The organism is Streptomyces sp. NPDC001549 (genome assembly GCF_042894025.1).
Classification (GTDB): Bacteria; Actinomycetota; Actinomycetes; order Streptomycetales; family Streptomycetaceae; genus Streptomyces; species Streptomyces kutzneri.
The window spans coordinates 57,960-74,655 of record NZ_JBIAVJ010000021.1 but is presented as its reverse complement, the minus strand read 5'-3'; the positions used below and the strand labels follow the sequence as shown (position 1 = coordinate 74,655).

At 70.9% G+C, this 16,696-nt stretch carries 12 protein-coding genes; 6 read left to right on the top strand and 6 right to left on the bottom strand.

Annotation, left to right across the window (positions count from 1 at the left end):
• Positions 1-94: 94 nt before the first annotated feature.
• Positions 95-1,000 carry an LLM class flavin-dependent oxidoreductase gene (locus ACFY04_RS29375; protein ID WP_389121231.1) on the bottom strand — a complete coding sequence of 302 codons (906 nt, stop codon included), beginning with the start codon at positions 998-1,000 and terminating at the stop codon, positions 95-97.
• Between the two features lie 106 nt (positions 1,001-1,106).
• On the opposite strand from ACFY04_RS29375, the gene ACFY04_RS29370 reads away from it, so the two are divergent.
• On the top strand, positions 1,107-1,994 hold the full coding sequence (locus ACFY04_RS29370) for a Cof-type HAD-IIB family hydrolase (RefSeq protein WP_389121229.1): 888 nt from the start codon (positions 1,107-1,109) through the stop codon (positions 1,992-1,994).
• A 34-nt stretch (positions 1,995-2,028) separates the two neighbouring features.
• On the opposite strand, the gene ACFY04_RS29365 is transcribed toward ACFY04_RS29370, so the two are convergent.
• From ACFY04_RS29365 to ACFY04_RS29350, 4 genes are all read right to left on the bottom strand, one after another.
• Positions 2,029-3,861: a GAF domain-containing sensor histidine kinase gene (locus tag ACFY04_RS29365; protein WP_389121228.1), complete on the bottom strand. Its 1,833-nt coding sequence runs from the start codon at positions 3,859-3,861 to the stop codon at positions 2,029-2,031.
• Between the two features lie 21 nt (positions 3,862-3,882).
• Entirely contained in the window at positions 3,883-7,509 is a 3,627-nt protein-coding gene (gene cydD, locus ACFY04_RS29360; RefSeq protein WP_389121227.1) for a thiol reductant ABC exporter subunit CydD, read from the bottom strand.
• A gap of 119 nt (positions 7,510-7,628) precedes the next feature.
• Positions 7,629-8,630, bottom strand: coding sequence for a cytochrome d ubiquinol oxidase subunit II (gene cydB / locus ACFY04_RS29355; protein WP_389121224.1), 1,002 nt, complete (start codon positions 8,628-8,630; stop codon positions 7,629-7,631).
• A gap of 18 nt (positions 8,631-8,648) precedes the next feature.
• Positions 8,649-10,154 (bottom strand): cytochrome ubiquinol oxidase subunit I, encoded by a 1,506-nt coding sequence (locus tag ACFY04_RS29350; RefSeq protein ID WP_389121222.1) that lies wholly within the window; start codon positions 10,152-10,154, stop codon positions 8,649-8,651.
• Between the two features lie 191 nt (positions 10,155-10,345).
• On the opposite strand from ACFY04_RS29350, the gene ACFY04_RS29345 reads away from it, so the two are divergent.
• Entirely contained in the window at positions 10,346-10,714 is a 369-nt protein-coding gene (locus tag ACFY04_RS29345) for a cyclophilin-like fold protein (protein WP_030010169.1), read from the top strand.
• Between the two features lie 109 nt (positions 10,715-10,823).
• On the opposite strand, the gene hisC is transcribed toward ACFY04_RS29345, so the two are convergent.
• The gene (gene hisC / locus ACFY04_RS29340) at positions 10,824-11,903 is read right to left on the bottom strand and encodes a histidinol-phosphate transaminase (RefSeq protein ID WP_389121221.1); all 1,080 of its coding nucleotides are present in this window, start codon (positions 11,901-11,903) and stop codon (positions 10,824-10,826) included.
• 361 nt (positions 11,904-12,264) lie between these two features.
• Between hisC and ACFY04_RS29335 the strand changes: the two genes are divergently transcribed.
• The 4 genes from ACFY04_RS29335 to ACFY04_RS29320 all read left to right on the top strand — a co-directional run bounded on the left by ACFY04_RS29335 (position 12,265) and on the right by ACFY04_RS29320 (position 16,591).
• On the top strand, positions 12,265-13,380 hold the full coding sequence (locus tag ACFY04_RS29335) for a LacI family DNA-binding transcriptional regulator (protein ID WP_030010171.1): 1,116 nt from the start codon (positions 12,265-12,267) through the stop codon (positions 13,378-13,380).
• A gap of 285 nt (positions 13,381-13,665) precedes the next feature.
• Complete coding sequence (locus ACFY04_RS29330; protein ID WP_389121440.1) at positions 13,666-14,994, top strand: metallophosphoesterase; 1,329 nt, start codon at positions 13,666-13,668, stop codon at positions 14,992-14,994.
• A gap of 148 nt (positions 14,995-15,142) precedes the next feature.
• On the top strand, positions 15,143-15,961 hold the full coding sequence (locus ACFY04_RS29325) for a hypothetical protein (protein WP_389121218.1): 819 nt from the start codon (positions 15,143-15,145) through the stop codon (positions 15,959-15,961).
• 45 nt (positions 15,962-16,006) lie between these two features.
• Positions 16,007-16,591, top strand: a complete 585-nt coding sequence (locus ACFY04_RS29320) for a DUF4240 domain-containing protein (protein WP_389121217.1) — start codon at positions 16,007-16,009, stop codon at positions 16,589-16,591.
• Positions 16,592-16,696 lie beyond the last annotated feature (105 nt).

Here is a 16,696-nt window from a genome sequence, read left to right as displayed (position 1 = left end):
CTTAACCTGGGGTATTGTTTGTATTTATTGGCCACCGTGGGGGCGGTCCGGGGGGTGGTGGGGGTGGGGGGGGGGGGCCCCCACGACCGGTGGGTCAACTGGCGAGCTGGGCCACGGCCTCGGTGGCGATCTTCTCGAACACGGCCTCGTCGGCGGCGAACTCGGAGTCCGGGATCGGGGCGTGGATCACCAGCTCGGTGAACCCCAGATCGCGGTGCCGGCCGGCGAAGTCGACGAACGCGTCCACGGACTGCAGCACGGTGTTGGCCTCCGGCGTGAAGCCGGTCAGGAGGATCTTCTCCACGGGCTCCAGGTCCCGCCCGATCTCCAGGAAGGCCTTGCCGAGCCGTTCGAGCTGCCCGCGCAGGGCCTCCCGCGACTGCTCGGGCGTGCCTTCCTCGAAGAGCTTCGGGTCGCCCGTGGTCACCCAGGCCTGGCCGTGCCGGGCGGCGAGCCGCATGCCGCGCGGTCCGTTCGCGGCGACCGCGAAAGGCAGCCGGGGCCGCTGCACACAGCCGGGGATGTTGCGGGCCTCCTCGGCGGAGTAGAAGGTCCCCTCGTGGCTCACCGAGCCCTCGGTCAGCAGCCGGTCCAGCAGCGGCACGAACTCGGCGAAGCGGTCGGCGCGCTCGCGCGGGGACCAGGCCTCCTGGCCCAGCGCGGTCGCGTCGAAGCCGTTGCCGCCCGCACCGATGCCGAGGGTGATGCGCCCGCCGGAGATGTCGTCCAGGCTCATGAGGTCCTTGGCGAGGGTCACCGGGTGACGGAAGTTCGGCGAGGTGACGAGCGTGCCCAGGCGCAGCCGCTCGGTGGCGGTGGCCGCCGCGGCCAGGGTGGGCACCGCTCCGAACCACGGACCGTCGCGGAACGTCCGCCAGGACAGGTGGTCGTAGGTGTAGGCGGTGTGGAACCCGAGCTGCTCGGCCCGGAGCCACTGATCGCGTCCTCCCTCGTGCCATCGACGTACCGGAAGGATCACCGTGCTCAGACGCAGACTCATACTTCGAGCCTACGGCGAGCCGGTGTTTCACGTGAAACGGCGCCGTTTCACGTGAAACATCGCCCGAGGTGACAGCCTCCCGCCCATGGTCAGGACCTCCTCGGCCATGGGCGAAGATGGAGCCGTGACCTCGGCTCCCCAGTGCCCGGACGGGCCAACCCCCACGCCCCGGCTGATCGCCACCGACCTCGACGGCACCCTGCTGCGCGACGACAAGTCCGTCTCGCCGCGCACGGTCGCCGCGCTCGCCGCCGCCGAGGAGGCCGGGATCGAGGTCTTCTTCGTCACCGGCCGCCCGGCCCGCTGGATGGATGTGGTCAGCGACCATGTCCACGGCCACGGTCTGGCGATCTGCGCCAATGGCGCGGCGGTGGTCGACCTGCACGCCGGACGAGAGTTCGTGCAGGTCCGAGCCCTTCCGCGGGTGACCGCGCTCGCTGTCGTCGATGCCCTGCGGGCCGCGGCACCCGGCACTTCCTTCGCGGTCGAGCTGACCACCGGCATCAATTACGAGCCGACGTACCCGCCCTTCTTCAAGGACCCGGGTGCCCGGGTCGCCACCGCCGAGAAGCTGCTGCACGAGGACACGGACGAGAACTCCGCGCCCGTGCTCAAGCTGCTGGCGCACCACGCCGAGCTGGCTCCGGACGAGTTCCTGACGCTGGCGCGGTCCGCCGCCGGTGAGTACGCGTCGATCACCCGGTCCAGTCCCACCTCGCTGCTGGAGGTCAGCGGGCCGGGCGTGTCCAAGGCGAGCACCCTGGCACTGTGCTGCGCCGAGCGGGGTATTTCCCCCGCCGAGGTCGTCGCCTTCGGGGACATGCCGAACGACGTGGAGATGCTCAGCTGGGCGGGCACCTCGTACGCCATGGGCAACGCCCACCCCGATGTGATCGCGGCCGCGTCCGGCCGTACGGTCGCCAACAACGAGGACGGGGTCGCCCTCGTCATCGAGCGCATACTGGCCGAACGGACCGCACAGCAGCAGGCCTAGTGCTGTGACCGGGAAGGTTCACCGGATCACAGCACTAGACGGCGGGCTGGAGCGGGGCTTCCCACACCACGGTGGTCCCGCCGCCGTCCTCGCCGATGCCCGGACCGTACGAGCTCGCGCCACCCAGCGACTCGGCCCGTCGGCGCAGGTTCCGCAGCCCGCTGCGGCGGCCGCCCTCCGGGATGCCCACCCCGTCGTCGGCGACCTCCAGCCGGACCCCTGGCCGGCCGCCGGCGAGCGTGATGGTGGAGTCGATGACCACATCGATCCGGGTCGCCTCGGCGTGACGGAAGGCGTTCGACAGGGCCTCACGCAGCGCGGCGATCAGGTTCTTGCCCACCAGCTCACCGACGACCGTGTCGACCGGGCCGAGGAAGCGGTGCGCGGGCTTGAAGCCCAGGGGCACCGCGGCCATGTTGATCTCCCGCAGCACCCGGGTACGCAACCCGGACGGGGCCTCGGCCGGACCCTGCTGGAGGGCGAAGATCGCGGTGCGGATCTCCTGGATCGTCACGTCCAGTTCGTCCACGGCCTTGCCCACGCCGTCGCGCACCTCGGGGACGACGGTCCGGCGCTGGGCGCCCTCCAGCATCAGCCCGGTGGCGAAGAGCCGCTGGATGACCAGGTCGTGCAGGTCGCGGGCGATCCGGTCACGGTCCTCGAACACCGCCAGCCGCTCGCGGTCGCGCTGTGCCTCGGCCATCATCAGGGCGAGCGCCGCCTGTGAGGCGAACTGGGTGGCCAGGGTCCGCTCGGCCTCGGTGAAGGGACGCCCGCCCCGGGCCCGGGGGGTGACCAGCGCGCCCAGCACCCGCCCGCCGCTCTGCAGCGGCAGCAGCATGCACGGGCCGTACCGGCTGGTGAGCTTGCTGGTCATGCGGGGGTCGGCCGCGGCGTCGTCCACGAAAACCGGCTCACCCGCCAGCAGCCTGTCCACCACCGGGCTCTCGGCCGGGATCACCAGTCCGAGCGAGGTGGCCGGGTTCTCGGAGGAGACCGCGACGATCTCCATCCCGCCCTCCTCGGCCGGCAGCATGACGATCCCGGCGGCGGAGTCGGCCAGCCGACGGGCCTGTTCGGCGACCACCGCGAGCGCGTCGTCCGCGTCCCCGCCGGACAGGAGAGCGGTGGTGACGGCCACCGAGCCGTCGATCCAGCGCTCGCGCTGGGTGGCGGCCTCGTACAGCCGGGCGTTGCCGATGGCGATGCCCGCCTCGGTGGCCAGAACCCGGACCATGTGGAGGTCGTAGTCGCTGAACTCGCCGCCGCCGTTCTTCTCGGCGAGGTAGAGATTGCCGAAGATCTCCCCCTGCACCCGGATCGGTACTCCGAGGAAGGTCTTCATGGGCGGGTGGTGCGGCGGGAACCCCGCCGAGCGCGGATCCTTCGTGAGATCGGCGAGCCGCACCGTGTCGGAGTGCGAGATCAGCGCTCCGAGCAGGCCCCGTTTCCCGTCGGGGCGGTGTCCGATCTTCCGGGCCTGTGCCGAGCCGATCCCGTGGGTGACGAAGTCCGAGAGCCCGCGGCCCTCCGTGTCGACGACGCCGATCGCCGCGTAGCGGGCGTCCGCGAGCTCGGCCGCGGTCTCGCAGATGCGGTCCAGCGTGGAGTGCAGCTCGAGCCCGGTCCCGACCGACCTCATGGCCTCCAGCAGTTGCGGTACCCGGGCCGTGAGCTCGGTGGACAGGCCGTGCAGACTCCTGGTGGCCTGGGTGGCGGCCACCAGCGGGTCCGTAGTCCCCGCAGTTCCCGCAGTCCCCGGCGCTCCCGGCGCTCGCGGCAACGGACTCGGCAACGGATCCGGCGATGGACCCGGTGAGGGATCCGGCGATGGACCCGGCGATTCCTGCGACTGCTGCGCTGACATGGCCCTGAGCGTAGTTAGTCCCTATTGCCGGGGAAAGTTGGCCAAAGTCCCGTCCGTTGCCCTTTCTCGCTCCAGCAGCCGCCGCAGCGGTCCCTCGACGGCGGCCAGCTCCGTGTACGGGCCGCGCTGCACGACCTCGCCGCGGTCCAGCACGAGCACCTCGTCGACCGCCTCCAGACCGGCCAGCCGGTGCGTGATCAGCACGGTGGTCCGGCCCTCGGTCACGGCCAGCAGATCCGCCGTCAGGGCGTCCGCCGTGGCCAGGTCCAGATGCTCGGCCGGCTCGTCCAGGACGAGTACGGGGAAGTCCGCGAGCAGTGCCCGGGCCAGGGCCAGCCGCTGGCGCTGACCACCCGAGATCCGCTCGCCGTGCTCGCCGACCAGCGTGTCCAGCCCGTCCGGAAGGCCGTCGGCCCACTCCAGGAGCCGGGCCGCGGCCAGCGCCTGCCGCAGCTGCTCCTCGCTCGCCCCGGTCCGGGCCAGGCGCAGGTTCTCCCGGACCGAGCTGTCGAAGATGTGCGCGTCCTGGGCACACAGGCCTACGAGGGCCCGTACGTCGTCGCCGTCGAGCGTGCGTGCATCGCTCCCGCCCAGGCTGTACGCGCCTTCGGCCGGGTCCAGGAACCGGAGGAGGACCTGGGCCAGGGTGGTCTTGCCGGACCCCGAGGGACCGACGACGGCGATGCGGCGGCCGGCCTCCAGGGTCAGGTCCACGTCCCGCAGCGCCGCACGCTCCTGGCCGGGGTGGCGGGCGGTGAGCCCCGTCAGCCGCAGCGGGAACGGCGAAGCGGGGGCCGCGGCGGGCCGCTCCGGCTCGGCGACCGGCACCGGCGCGTCGATGACCTCGTAGACCCGCTCGGCGCTACGGCGTACCCGCTGGCGGTACTGGACGGCGAGCGGAAGTCCGTTCACCGCCTCGAAGGCGGCCAGCGGCGTCAGGACCGCGACGGCCATGGCCACCCCGGACAGCCGTCCGTCGTGGACGGCGTTCGCGGCAACGGCCGCGGCGGCCACGACGGTGAGCCCGCAGACCAGGGCCGACAGGCCGCCGCCCAGCCCGGCCGCGGCCGAGCCCCGCGCGGCGATGCGCGTCAGCAGGCCGTCGCTCTCGCGCGTCCGGCCCTTGCGGTCCTCCAGCGCACCGGCCACGGTCAGCTCCGCGGTCCCGGTGAGCAGATCGGCCACCCGGGTGGCGAGTTCGCCCCGGGCGGGCGCGAGCCTGCGCTCCGCACGGCGGGCGCAGGCGCCGCTGACCAGCGGTACCGCGACACCGGCGGCGAGCAGTCCGACGGCGAGTACGGCTCCGGCCTCGGGCAGCAGCCATGCGGTGAAGGCGACCGAGCCCGTTCCGACGAGCACGGCCGTACCGACCGGCAACAGCCAGCGCAGCCAGTAGTCCTGCAGTGCGTCGGCGTCGGCCACCAGCCGGGCCAGCAGGTCCCCACGCCGGTGTTCGCGCAGCCCGGCGGGCGCGATGCGCTCCAGTCGGCGGTACACGGAGACCCGCAGGTCGGCGAGCATCCGCAGCACGGCGTCATGCGAGACGAGCCGCTCGGCGTACCGGAAGACGGCGCGGCCCATTCCGAAGGCCCGGGTGGCCGTGACGGCCACCATCAGGTAGAGCACGGGCGGCTGTTCCGAGGCCCGCGAGATCAGCCAGCCCGACACCGCCATCAGGCCGACGCTGCATCCGACGGCCAGCGCGCCGAGCAACAGCCCGAGCCTGAACCGTCCTTGCCATGCCCTGGCAACCGCCCGCACCCGGCGCAGCGGATCCCGCGCAACGCCCGAACCGGCCGTGCCCGAACCGCCGGCGCCCGAACCGGCCGCGCCCGAGCCGCCGCCGGCCCCCGCCCGCTCGCGCGCCGCACCGAGGATCCACTCCCCGGAATCCGGGATGTGCTCGCCGCGGTCACCGGCCGCACCGGAGGACAGCAGCTCGGCGCCGACCGGGGAAGCGGCGCGGCGAAGGAGTGTCCCATCGGCGAGGGGCCCCTCGGTGCCGTCGCCCGCCGCCATGGCCACCACCCGGTCGGCGACGGCGAGCAGCGCCGGCCGGTGCACGACCAGCAGCACGGTCCGCCCCGCGGAGAGCCGCCGGACCGCGTCCACGATCCCCGCCTCGGTCTCGCCGTCCAGCGCCGCCGTCGGCTCGTCCAGCAGCAGCACGGGCCGGTCCGCCAGGAACGCGCGCGCCAGGGCCAGTCGCTGCCGCTGACCGGCGGACAGGCCCACACCGCCCTCGCCCAGCGGGGTCTCCACCCCGTGCGGCAGCGCGGTCACGAACTCCCAGGCCCCGGCGTCCTTCAACGCCTGGGCCACATCGGCGTCGGAGGCCCCCGCGCGGGCCAGCCGGACGTTCTCGGCGATCGTTCCTGCGAACAGGTGCGGCCGCTGCGGCACCCAGGCGATCTGCTGCCGCCACTGCGCCGGTGACAGCTCGGCCAGGTCCGTGCCCGCGACCCGGACCCGTCCGGCGGTCGGCGTCACGAATCCCAGCAGCACCTGGAGCAGGGTGGACTTCCCCGCTCCGCTCGGACCGGTGAGGGCCACACACTCCCCCGGCCCGACCGTGAGCGAGACCGGCCGGGGCGAGTCCTCGCCGCGGCCCTCGTAGCGGACGGCGATCCCCTCGATCTCGATCCGCAGGGGAGCACCGCCCGGCAGTTCGGCCGTCCCGGCCGTACCGGAGGTGGGGGTCTCCAGAACCTCGAAGATCTCCTCGGCGGCCGCAAGCCCTTCGGCGGCCGCGTGGTACTGAGCCCCCACCTGCCGCAGCGGCAGGTACGCCTCGGGCGCCAGGATCAGGATGACCAGCCCGGTGTAGAGGTCCAGTTCGCCGTGGACCAGCCGCATGCCGATGGTCACGGCCACCAGGGCAACCGACAGGGTCGCCAGCAGTTCCAGGGCGAAGGAGGAGAGGAAGGCGATGCGCAGGGTCCGCATCGTCGCGCGCCGGTAGTCATCGGTGATCTTGCGGATCGACTCGGCCTGCGCCTTGGCCCGGCCGAAGACCTTCAGGGTGGGAAGCCCGGCCACCACGTCGAGGAAGTGCCCGGAGAGCCGGGACAGCAGCCGCCACTGGCGGTCCATCCGGGACTGGGTGGCCATGCCGATGAGGATCATGAACACGGGGATCAGGGGCAGCGTCACCACGATGATGGCCGCCGACACCCAGTCCTCGGTGACGATGCGGGCCAGCACGGCCACCGGCACGACCACCGCGAGCCCCAGCTGGGGCAGGTAGCGGGAGAAGTAGTCGTCGAGCGCGTCCACGCCCCGGGTGGCCAGTGACACCAGCGATCCCGTCCGCTGCCCGGCCAGCCAGCCGGGCCCGAGCTCCGCGGCCCGGTCCAGCAGCCTGCCCCGCAGCTCCGACTTGACCGCCGCGCCCGCACGGTGCGCGGCCAGCTCCGTGAGCCAGGCGATCAGCCCGCGCCCGAGCGCCACCGCCGCGAGCAGCAGCAGTGGCGTCCGGAGCGCCTGGCCGTCGAGCCCCCGCTCGAACGCTCCGACCACGATCTCGGCGATCAGCATCGCCTGACCGACGACCAGCCCCGCCCCGGCAAGGCCCAGGGCCACCACCGCCCCCAGGAAGAGGCGGGTGGAACGGGCGTACCGGAGCAGGCGCGGGTCGATCGGTTTCACGTGAAACATCCCCTCGGGGAGGTCGTCAGCCGGACGGGCGGGTCATACGTCGCGGGAACTCGGTGCAGGGCCCGGTACAGGCCTCGGTAGTGGGATCGGTACAGAGCTCCGTACAGGACTCAGTGCACATCGACGATGTGCTGCGTCCCGATCCGCTTGCGGAACACCCAGTACGTCCAGCCCTGGTAGAGCAGGACGAGCGGGGTGGCCACGGCCGCACACCAGGTCATGATCTTCAGGGTGTACGCGCTGGACGAGGAGTTGGTGACCGTGAGGTTCCAGGCCTCGTTCAGCGAGGACGGCATGACGTTCGGGAAGAGCGTGAGGAAGAGCATCGCGACGGCCGCCGCGATGGTGACCCCGGACAGTGCGAACGACCAGCCCTCGCGGCCGGCGAGGTTGAAGCCGAGGGCCCCGACCAGCGCCAGCACCGCGACGGTCATCGCGATCAGGCTCGTGCCGTCGCCGCGCGAGACCTGGGTCCAGATCAGGAAGACCAGGGCCAGCACGGCGGTGACCACGCCCAGCCGGGTCGCCAGTTTCCGCGAGCGGTCCCGGATGTCACCGACGGTCTTGAGCGAGGTGAAGACCGCGCCGTGGAAGGTGAACAGGGTGAGGGTGACCAGTCCGCCGAGGATCGAGTAGACGTTCAGCAGGTCCAGGAAGCTGCCGACGTACTCCTTGTTCTCGTCGATCTTGACGCCGCGCACGATGTTGGCGAAGGCGACGCCCCACAGGAACGCGGGGATCAGCGAGGTCCAGAAGATCGCGTGTTCCCAGTTGGTCTGCCACCGGTCCTCGGGGCGCTTGTGCCGGTACTCGAAGGCGACGCCACGGATGATGAGGCAGATCAGGATGAGCAGCAGCGGCAGGTAGAAGCCCGAGAAGAGGGTGGCGTACCAGTCGGGGAAGGCGGCGAAGGTGGCACCGCCCGCGGTGAGCAGCCAGACCTCGTTCCCGTCCCACACGGGCCCGATCGTGTTGATCAGGACCCTCTTCTCCGTACGGTCACGGGCGAGCAGCTTGGTCAGTACGCCGACTCCGAAGTCGAAGCCCTCCAGGAAGAAGTAGCCGGTCCACAGGACGGCGATGAGTACGAACCAGACATCGTGGAGTTGCATGGTGTGCGCTCCTCGGCCTCAGTACGAGAAGGCCATCGGCCGGTCGGGGTTCTTGTCGTCCCCACCGATCTTGGTGGGTGGGTTGAGGTCTGCCTCGGTGAGTTCCGGCGGTCCGGCCTTGACGTACTTGACCAGGAGCTTGACCTCGATCACGGCCAGCACCGCGTACAGGAGCGTGAACCCGATCATCGAGGTGAGCACCTCGCCCTGGGACACGTTCGGCGAGACCGCGTCCCTGGTGCGCAGGACTCCGTAGACGACCCAGGGCTGACGGCCCATCTCGGTGAAGATCCAGCCCCAGGAGTTGGCTATGAGCGGGAAGCCCATCGTCCAGAGCGCGACGATCCAGTAGAGGTTGGCGAACTTCGGGCTCAGCGGCTTCTTGAAGAGCACCAGGTGGGGGACCTCGTCCTCCCCGGTCCGCAGCTCCGCCGGCAGCATGAACCGCTTGCGGGTCAGCCACAGGCCCAGCACACCGATGCCGAGGGAGGCCATGCCGAAGCCGATCATCCAGCGGAAGCCCCAGTAGGCGACCGGGATGTTGGGCCGGTAGTCGCCGGGGCCGTACTTCTCCTGCTCGGCCTTGTTGACGTCGTTGATGCCCGGGACGAAGGAGGTGAAGTCGTCGTTGGCCAGGAAGGACAGCAGGCCGGGGATCTCTATCGCCACCTTGTTGTGGCCCTTGTCGACGTCTCCGTAGGCGAAGACGGAGAAGGGTGCGGGCGCCTCGCCGTCCCACAGCGCTTCCGCGGCGGCCATCTTCATGGGCTGCTGCTTGTACATCACCTTGCCGAGCAGGTCACCGCTGATCGCCGTGCCCATACCGGCGATGATCACGACGATCAGGCCGAGGCGCAGCGAGCTCCGCATCACGGGGACGTGCTTCTTGCGCGCCAGGTGGAAGGCGGATATTCCGGCCATGAACGCGCCGCCGACCAGGAAGGCGGCCGTGATCGTGTGGAAGAACTGGGTGAGCGCGGTGTTCTGGGTCAGCACGAGCCAGAAGTCGGTGAGCTCGGCCCGGCCCCGCTCCTCGTTGATGCGGTACCCGACCGGGTGCTGCATCCAGGAATTCGCCGCCAGGATGAAATAGGCGGACAGGACGGTGCCCATGGACACCATCCAGATGCACGCCAAGTGGATCTTCTTCGGCAGCTTGTCCCAGCCGAAGATCCACAGACCGATGAAGGTCGACTCGAAGAAGAAGGCGATCAGCGCCTCGAAGGCCAGGGGGGCCCCGAAGATGTCGCCGACGAATCGCGAGTAGTCGGACCAGTTCATGCCGAACTGGAACTCCTGGACGATGCCGGTGACGACACCCATCGCGATATTGATCAAGAAGAGCTTTCCCCAGAACTTCGTGGCTCTGAGGTACTTCTCCTTCTCGGTGCGCACCCACGCCGTCTGCAAGCCCGCCGTAAGGGCGGCGAGCGAGATCGTCAGGGGCACGAAGAGGAAGTGGTAGACGGTCGTAATGCCGAACTGCCATCGCGCCAATGTCTCCGGCGCCAAAGCTAGGTCCACGTCGTCTTCTCCTTGTCGTCGCCGTGGTCACAGCCGCAGTCTGCCTGGCGGGTTCCTCCCATACCGGGAGGAAGCAGGACACGCTTGTGAACGCGTTCACATTCACAAGCATTATGTCGTACCACGCTCGGCCACCTTCGAGCGGGGTACCCCTCTAGCCAATCGATTCAACAGATTGTTGAATGCGGCTCATGCAGATACGAATCTCCTGGCCCGCGGGCCAGCTCACCGCAACGCTCGACGAGACCCCGACCAGCAAGGCGCTGGCCGAGGCCCTTCCGATTTCCGCCTCCGCCAACACCTGGGGCGAGGAGGTCTACTTCGACACCGGGGTCTCCGTCGCCCTGGAGGACGACGCCCAGCAGGTCGTCGCCCCCGGCACGGTCGCGTTCTGGACCGAGGGCGACGCCCTCGCGCTGCCCTACGGCCCCACGCCCATCTCACGCGGAGGCGAGAGCCGCCTCGCGAGCCCGTGCAACGTGCTCGGCTCCTTCGACGGCGACCCCCGCCTGCTGTCCACCGTCCGCGACGGCGATCCCGTCCGCGTGGAACTCGCCTGAGCCGCCCCGGGACGGTCCGGCCGGCAGGACATCTCGCCTGACGGGCGGCTCGGAGCCGCCCGGCCGCCTTACCGCTTTCGGCCCCTTGCCACCGGGGGCTCCCTATCGCCTAGAGCTCCTTGAAGAACGCCTCGGCCGTGTGCAGGAAGAGGTCGTTCGCCTCGGTCTCACCGATCGTGACCCGCAGGCCCTCGCCCGCGAAGGGCCGGACCACCACACCGGCCTTCTCGCAGGCCTCCGCGAACTCGGCGGTCCGCTCCCCCAGCCGCATCCACACGAAGTTCGCCTGCGTGTCCGGAACGGTCCAGCCCTGGGCGACCAGCGTCTCGTGCACCCGCGTGCGCTCGCTCACCAGCGCACCGACGCGGCCCATCAGCTCGTCCTCGGCGCGCAGCGAGGCCACCGCCGCGTCCTGCGCGAGCTGGCTCACTCCGAAGGGCACGGCCGTCTTGCGCAGCGCCGCCGCCACCGGCTCGTGCGCCACCGCGAAGCCGACCCGCAGGCCGGCCAGCCCGTACGCCTTGGAGAACGTACGCAGCACGGCGACGTTCGGGCGGTCGCGGTAGAGCTCGATGCCGTCCGGTACATCCGCGTCGCGCACGAACTCGCGGTACGCCTCGTCCAGGACCACCAGGATGTCCGAGGGCACCTGGTCCAGGAAGCGCTCCAGCTCGGCGCGGCGCACGGCCGTACCGGTGGGGTTGTTGGGGTTGCAGACGAAGATCAGCCGGGTCCGGTCGGTGATCGCCGCGGCCATCGCGTCCAGGTCGTGCACGTCGCCGTCGGTCAGCGGGACCCGCACCGAGGTCGCGCCCGAGATCTGCGTGATGATCGGGTAGGCCTCGAAGGAGCGCCAGGCGTAGATCACCTCGTCGCCCGGGCCGGCGGTCGACTGGATCAGCGACTGGGCCACACCGACCGAGCCGGTGCCCGTGGCGATGTGCTCGACCGGCACGCCGAAGCGCTCGGCGAGCTCGTTCACGAGGCCGGTGCAGGCCATGTCGGGGTACCGGTTGAAGTTCCCGGCCGCGGCGACCGCGGTCTCCAGCACGCCCGACAGCGGCGGGTACGGGTTCTCGTTCGAGGACAGCTTGTACGCGACAGGCCCTCCCGCGGCAGCCGGCTTGCCGGGCTTGTATGTCGGAATGCCGTCCAGCTCGGCGCGCAGCTTCGGGCTCTTCTCGCTCACCGCAGGTCCTCCTCGACCGTCCCGTACGACGTCGCCGTCGACTCAATACTGCTCACCTTATGAGGATTCCGCCGTTCCGAGAATGGGGGCGCCAGGAATGCGGGGGAGCGCACGCATATATGCGCGCGCCGGTGGCCTGCGCCGTGGCGCGCATCCCTCGTGCAGGTGAGTTGAGAACGGCCCGAGATCGCATCGTTTTGGCATGCCCGGACCCGACGACAAGCTCCACACTCACCCTCAGCGATCAAACACCTTCATTTCCAAGGTCATTGGGGGTGGCGAACCATGCAGAAACGTGCCTGTCAACGCCTGCATATGCACCCAGACCACCCTCCCCACCGAGCCCTACTATCGGCTCGCGATGACAGCAGCAGGGAAGCATCAGGTGAGCCGGACCGAGACCACCCGGCGGGCCGCCGGCCGACAGGGCCGGGCCGGCATCAGGGACGTGGCCGCAGCGGCGGGCGTCTCCATCACAACCGTCTCCGACGCGCTCAATGGCAAGGGACGGCTGCCCGACGCCACCCGCCGCCACGTTCGCGAAGTGGCCGACCGGCTGGGCTACCGCCCGTCGGCCGCCGCCCGCACCCTCCGTACCGGCAAGTCCGGCCTCATCGGCCTGACCGTGACGACGTACGGGGATGAACCTTTCACCTTCACCGAATTCGCCTACTTCGCCGAGATGGCCAGGGCCGCCACCTCCGCCGCGCTCGCCCGCGGCTACGCCCTGGTCATCCTCCCCGCCACCTCCCGCCACGACGTGTGGTCCAACGTCGCCCTCGACGGCACCGTCGTCATCGACCCCTCCGACCACGATCCCGTCGTCACCGAACTGGTCCGCCAAGGTCTGCCCGTGGTCTCCGACGGCCGCCCCGCAGGCTCCCTCCCCGTCACCGCCTGGGTCGACAACGACCACGAGGCCGCCGTACTCGGCCTGCTCGACCACCTCGCCGCCGCCGGCGCCCGCCGGATCGGACTGCTGACGGGGACCACCACCGACACCTACACCCGGCTCTCCACGACCGCCTACCTCAGCTGGTGCGAGCGCGTCGGCCAGGACCCCGTCTACGAGTCCTACCCCGCCCACGACCCGTGCGCGGGCGCCGTCGCCGCCGACCGGCTCCTCGCCCGCCCCGACCGGCCCGACGCGGTCTACGGGCTCTTCGACCCCAACGGCACCGATCTGCTCGCCGCCGCCCGCCGCTACGGCCTGCGCGTCCCCGAGGACCTGCTGCTCGTGTGCTGCAGCGAGTCCACCGTCTACGCCAACACCGAGCCGCCCATCACCACCCTGTCCCTCAAACCCCGCCGCATCGGCACCGCCGTCGTACAGCTCCTCATCGACGCGATCGAGGGAGTGAACACCGGACGCCCTGTCGAGCAGGTCGTCCCGACCGAACTCATCATCCGTACCTCGTCACAGCGCAGGCAGCCCCGCACGACCGTCAGCCCGCCCCGTTCGCCGGCCCAGGACTGACCGACAGACCGTCCGGTCGGCCTGCCGAAGGACCGACCGAGGACCGTCCGAGGACCATCCGACGACCGACCGAGCCCCGACCAAGGACCGGCCGAGGATTTCAGCAACGCCGATATCGGGAGAAAGCGGTAGGAACGATCGGCTCCGCAAAGGATTCACCACCCCTGGTGCGTCACAGAGCGCGAGCCGCATTCCTATGATGGGCGCACGACATCACGGACCCTCCTCCCTGGAGGTCAGGAGGGTCCGCAGGTGTACGGCAGCGCGACGGTGGTGGAGGGGTCGATGACTCAGGGGGCCGGTCAGGGACCCGCGATGCGGACGGACACGCTGCGGGACTTCCGGGTTCCCGTCACCGAACCCGCCCTGTACGCCGTATCCACGTCCACCGGGCTGCCCGGCGAGCCTCCGGTGTACGGCGAGTACCCCGCGTACTACGAGGACGGCGCGCCGAACGTGCCCCCGCAGCCGGGCTACCCGCCGCAGGCGCCCGCACAGCAGCCGGCCGCACCGCAGGCGCCCGCACAGCAGCCGGCCGCACCGCAGGCGCCCGCGCACCAGCCGGCCGCACCGCAGGCGCCCGCACAGCAGCCCCCGTACCCCGACACGCGCCTCCACGCACGCCCCGACGCCGAACCGGCCCACGCGACGGCCCAGGGCCCTGACGAGGACGACCTGGAGGGCTACACCCCGACCTACCGGGACCTGCCCGTCATCGGCCGCGGCGCACTCGGCGGCCCCGGCGACACCGTCCAGGTCCAGTACGTGCCCCAGGACCACGCCGCGGGCCCCGGCCCGCTCTACGTCGTCGGCGACGTCCACGGCTACCTCGACGAGCTCGTCACCGAACTCCACGCCCAGGGTCTGATCGACGCCGAGCGCCGCTGGTCCGCCGGCAATGCCCGGCTCTGGTTCCTCGGCGACTTCACCGACCGCGGCCCCGACGGAATCGGCGTCATCGACCTCGTCATGCGGCTGTCCGCCGAGGCCGCCGCCGCCGGCGGCTACTGCAAGGCCCTGATGGGCAATCACGAACTCCTGCTCATCGGTGCCAAGCGGTTCGGCGACACCCCGGTCGTCTCCGGCGCCGGCACGGCCACCTTCCAGGCCGCCTGGCTCCTCAACGGCGGCCAGCGCACCGACATGGAGCGCCTGCAGGACGTCCACCTGCAGTGGATGTCCCGCCTGGACGCGGCCGTCCTGGAGGAGGGCCACCTGCTGCTGCACTCCGACACCACGGCCTACCTCGACTACGGCGACTCCGTCGAGGACGTCAACGACACCATCCACGAGCTCCTCAACCGGGGCGACGCCGACATCACCTGGGACCTCTTCCGCAAGTTCACCAAGCGGTTCGCCTTCCGCGACGAGGGGACCGGCCCGGCGGCCGTACGCGAACTCCTCGACACCTACGGCGGCAGCCGCGTCGTCCACGGGCACAGCCCCATCCCGTACCTGCTCGGCGAAGTGGGCACCGAGGACGGCGACGAGTCGCGCGGCCCCGAGGCCGTGGACGGCCCGCACGTGTACGCGGAGGGTCTCGCCATCGCGATGGACGGCGGGGTGACGATGGCGGGCAAACTGCTTGTCGTACAACTCCCGCTGAGCGACTGAGAGCTTACGGAGAGGGGTATTTCCGGAAAGCCCCTGTCACGGCGTGGCGTGGGCGCTCTACCATCGCTCTATCCGTAGCAGGCTCTCCTCCGTTTGTGCCGGCGCCCGGGTCTACGCGGGCATACCGGCTTCTACGGAGCATCGGGGGATGCACATGACCAGCGCTCCGCACCTGCTGACCGAAGACCGGCCGGAGTTCGATCGGCTCGTCGACGAGGCGCTGCGCGCCGCGCACGAGCGGCCCGAACTCGCCACCCTAGGCGAACGGCTGAATGCCGAACAGCTGCGCACCATGGCCCAGGGGGCCAGCGCCCTGCTGGCGGCCGCGGCCGCCGCCGAGTACGGCCACTACGTGAAGGTCCGCGAGGAACGACGCGACGAGGTACTGAACGGGCCCGGCACGACGGGCGACGAGTACGGCGCACAGGGCGGCGGTGGCGGCGCGGGCATCAGCGCCGTGGTCGCGGTCCTCGCGCCGGTCCTGGCGGGCACCGCCATGCTGATCTTCCTGCTCGTGGGCTACATCCTGAAGATGATCGAGCCTGAACCGGCCTTCGCCGAAACCATGCTGACGGCGGGTTGGCTCTTCGGCGGGCTCACCGCGGCCGCCCTGCTCGTCGCCGTGATCGGACTGCTGGTGACGGCCGTCCGCAACAGCGCGACCGAGGTGGCGGCGGACGAGACGGAGGCGATACCCGACGAGGTCGCACGGGCCCGCGAGGCCTGGCGGCACGCCCTGCTGGAGCGCGGCATCATGCCCTTCCTGCGGGACGCGCTGGCCGACCCGAGCGCAGGCCCCGGCTTTCCCACCCCCCGCACACCGGCGGCCGGCCGCATCCCCAACCTGGGGTACAGCCGTCCCGACTTCACCAGCCCGGGATCCCCGTCGGAGAGCCCCCGGCCCGGCTACACACCTCCGGACTTCACGAGTCCGGACTTCGGCGGACCGGAACACGAACCGGAGTGACGCCCGGCGCGGGGTGTCCGGCGCGCGCAGGGTTGTCATACCGGGATGGCACAGTCCACCGCCATGGACATCGACCGTTTCTGGCACATCATCGAGTCCGCACGATCCTCGGCCGCCACGGCCGGAGTGCCCTTCGACGAGGCCTTGGTGAGCCATCTCGCCGACTGCCCGGCTCAGGAGATCCTCGAGTACGCGGAACGCTTCGACGAGGTGCACGACGCCTTGTACCGCTGGGACGTGTGGGCTGCGGCGTACCTCGTCGGCGGCGGTTGCTCCGACGACAGTTTCATGGACTTCCGGGCAGGCGTGATCGCACTCGGCCGCGAGTGGTACGAGCGCGCGGCCGCCGATCCGGACAGCCTTGCGGGGCACCCGGCCGTCGTCGGGGCGGCACGGGCCGACCGCGACGAGACCCTGTTCCACGAGGAGGTGAACTACGCCGCCGCCGGCGCCTTCGAACGCGTCACCGGTGATGCGGACGCCTTCTACGCGGCCTGGGCCGAGCACCGGCCCGAGCGTGAGCCGGACACCGCAGCGGTCGACATGGGCGAGGACTTCGACTTCGACGACGACGGCGAGATGCACCGGCGGCTGCCGCGGTTGGCGAAGCTCTGCCTGGGCCCGAGCTAGTGCTGTGACCGGGCCAGGCCCGGGCTCGGACGACGGGACGGGCCCGCGGCTCCCCCCATGGGTCGCGGGTCCGTCCCGTGCCGTTCTTGTGCTTCTTGTGCTTGC

Bases quoted from the DNA above. Each gene is read 5' to 3' on its own strand.
- ACFY04_RS29375 (WP_389121231.1), bottom strand. From the start codon at position 1,000: ATGAGTCTGCGTCTGAGCACGGTGATCCTTCCGGTACGTCGATGGCAC.
- ACFY04_RS29370 (WP_389121229.1), top strand. From the start codon at position 1,107: ATGGGCGAAGATGGAGCCGTGACCTCGGCTCCCCAGTGCCCGGACGGG.
- ACFY04_RS29365 (WP_389121228.1), bottom strand. From the start codon at position 3,861: ATGTCAGCGCAGCAGTCGCAGGAATCGCCGGGTCCATCGCCGGATCCC.
- cydB (WP_389121224.1), bottom strand. From the start codon at position 8,630: ATGCAACTCCACGATGTCTGGTTCGTACTCATCGCCGTCCTGTGGACC.
- ACFY04_RS29345 (WP_030010169.1), top strand. From the start codon at position 10,346: ATGCAGATACGAATCTCCTGGCCCGCGGGCCAGCTCACCGCAACGCTC.
- ACFY04_RS29335 (WP_030010171.1), top strand. From the start codon at position 12,265: ATGACAGCAGCAGGGAAGCATCAGGTGAGCCGGACCGAGACCACCCGG.
- ACFY04_RS29330 (WP_389121440.1), top strand. From the start codon at position 13,666: ATGACTCAGGGGGCCGGTCAGGGACCCGCGATGCGGACGGACACGCTG.
- ACFY04_RS29325 (WP_389121218.1), top strand. From the start codon at position 15,143: ATGCACATGACCAGCGCTCCGCACCTGCTGACCGAAGACCGGCCGGAG.
- ACFY04_RS29320 (WP_389121217.1), top strand. From the start codon at position 16,007: ATGGCACAGTCCACCGCCATGGACATCGACCGTTTCTGGCACATCATC.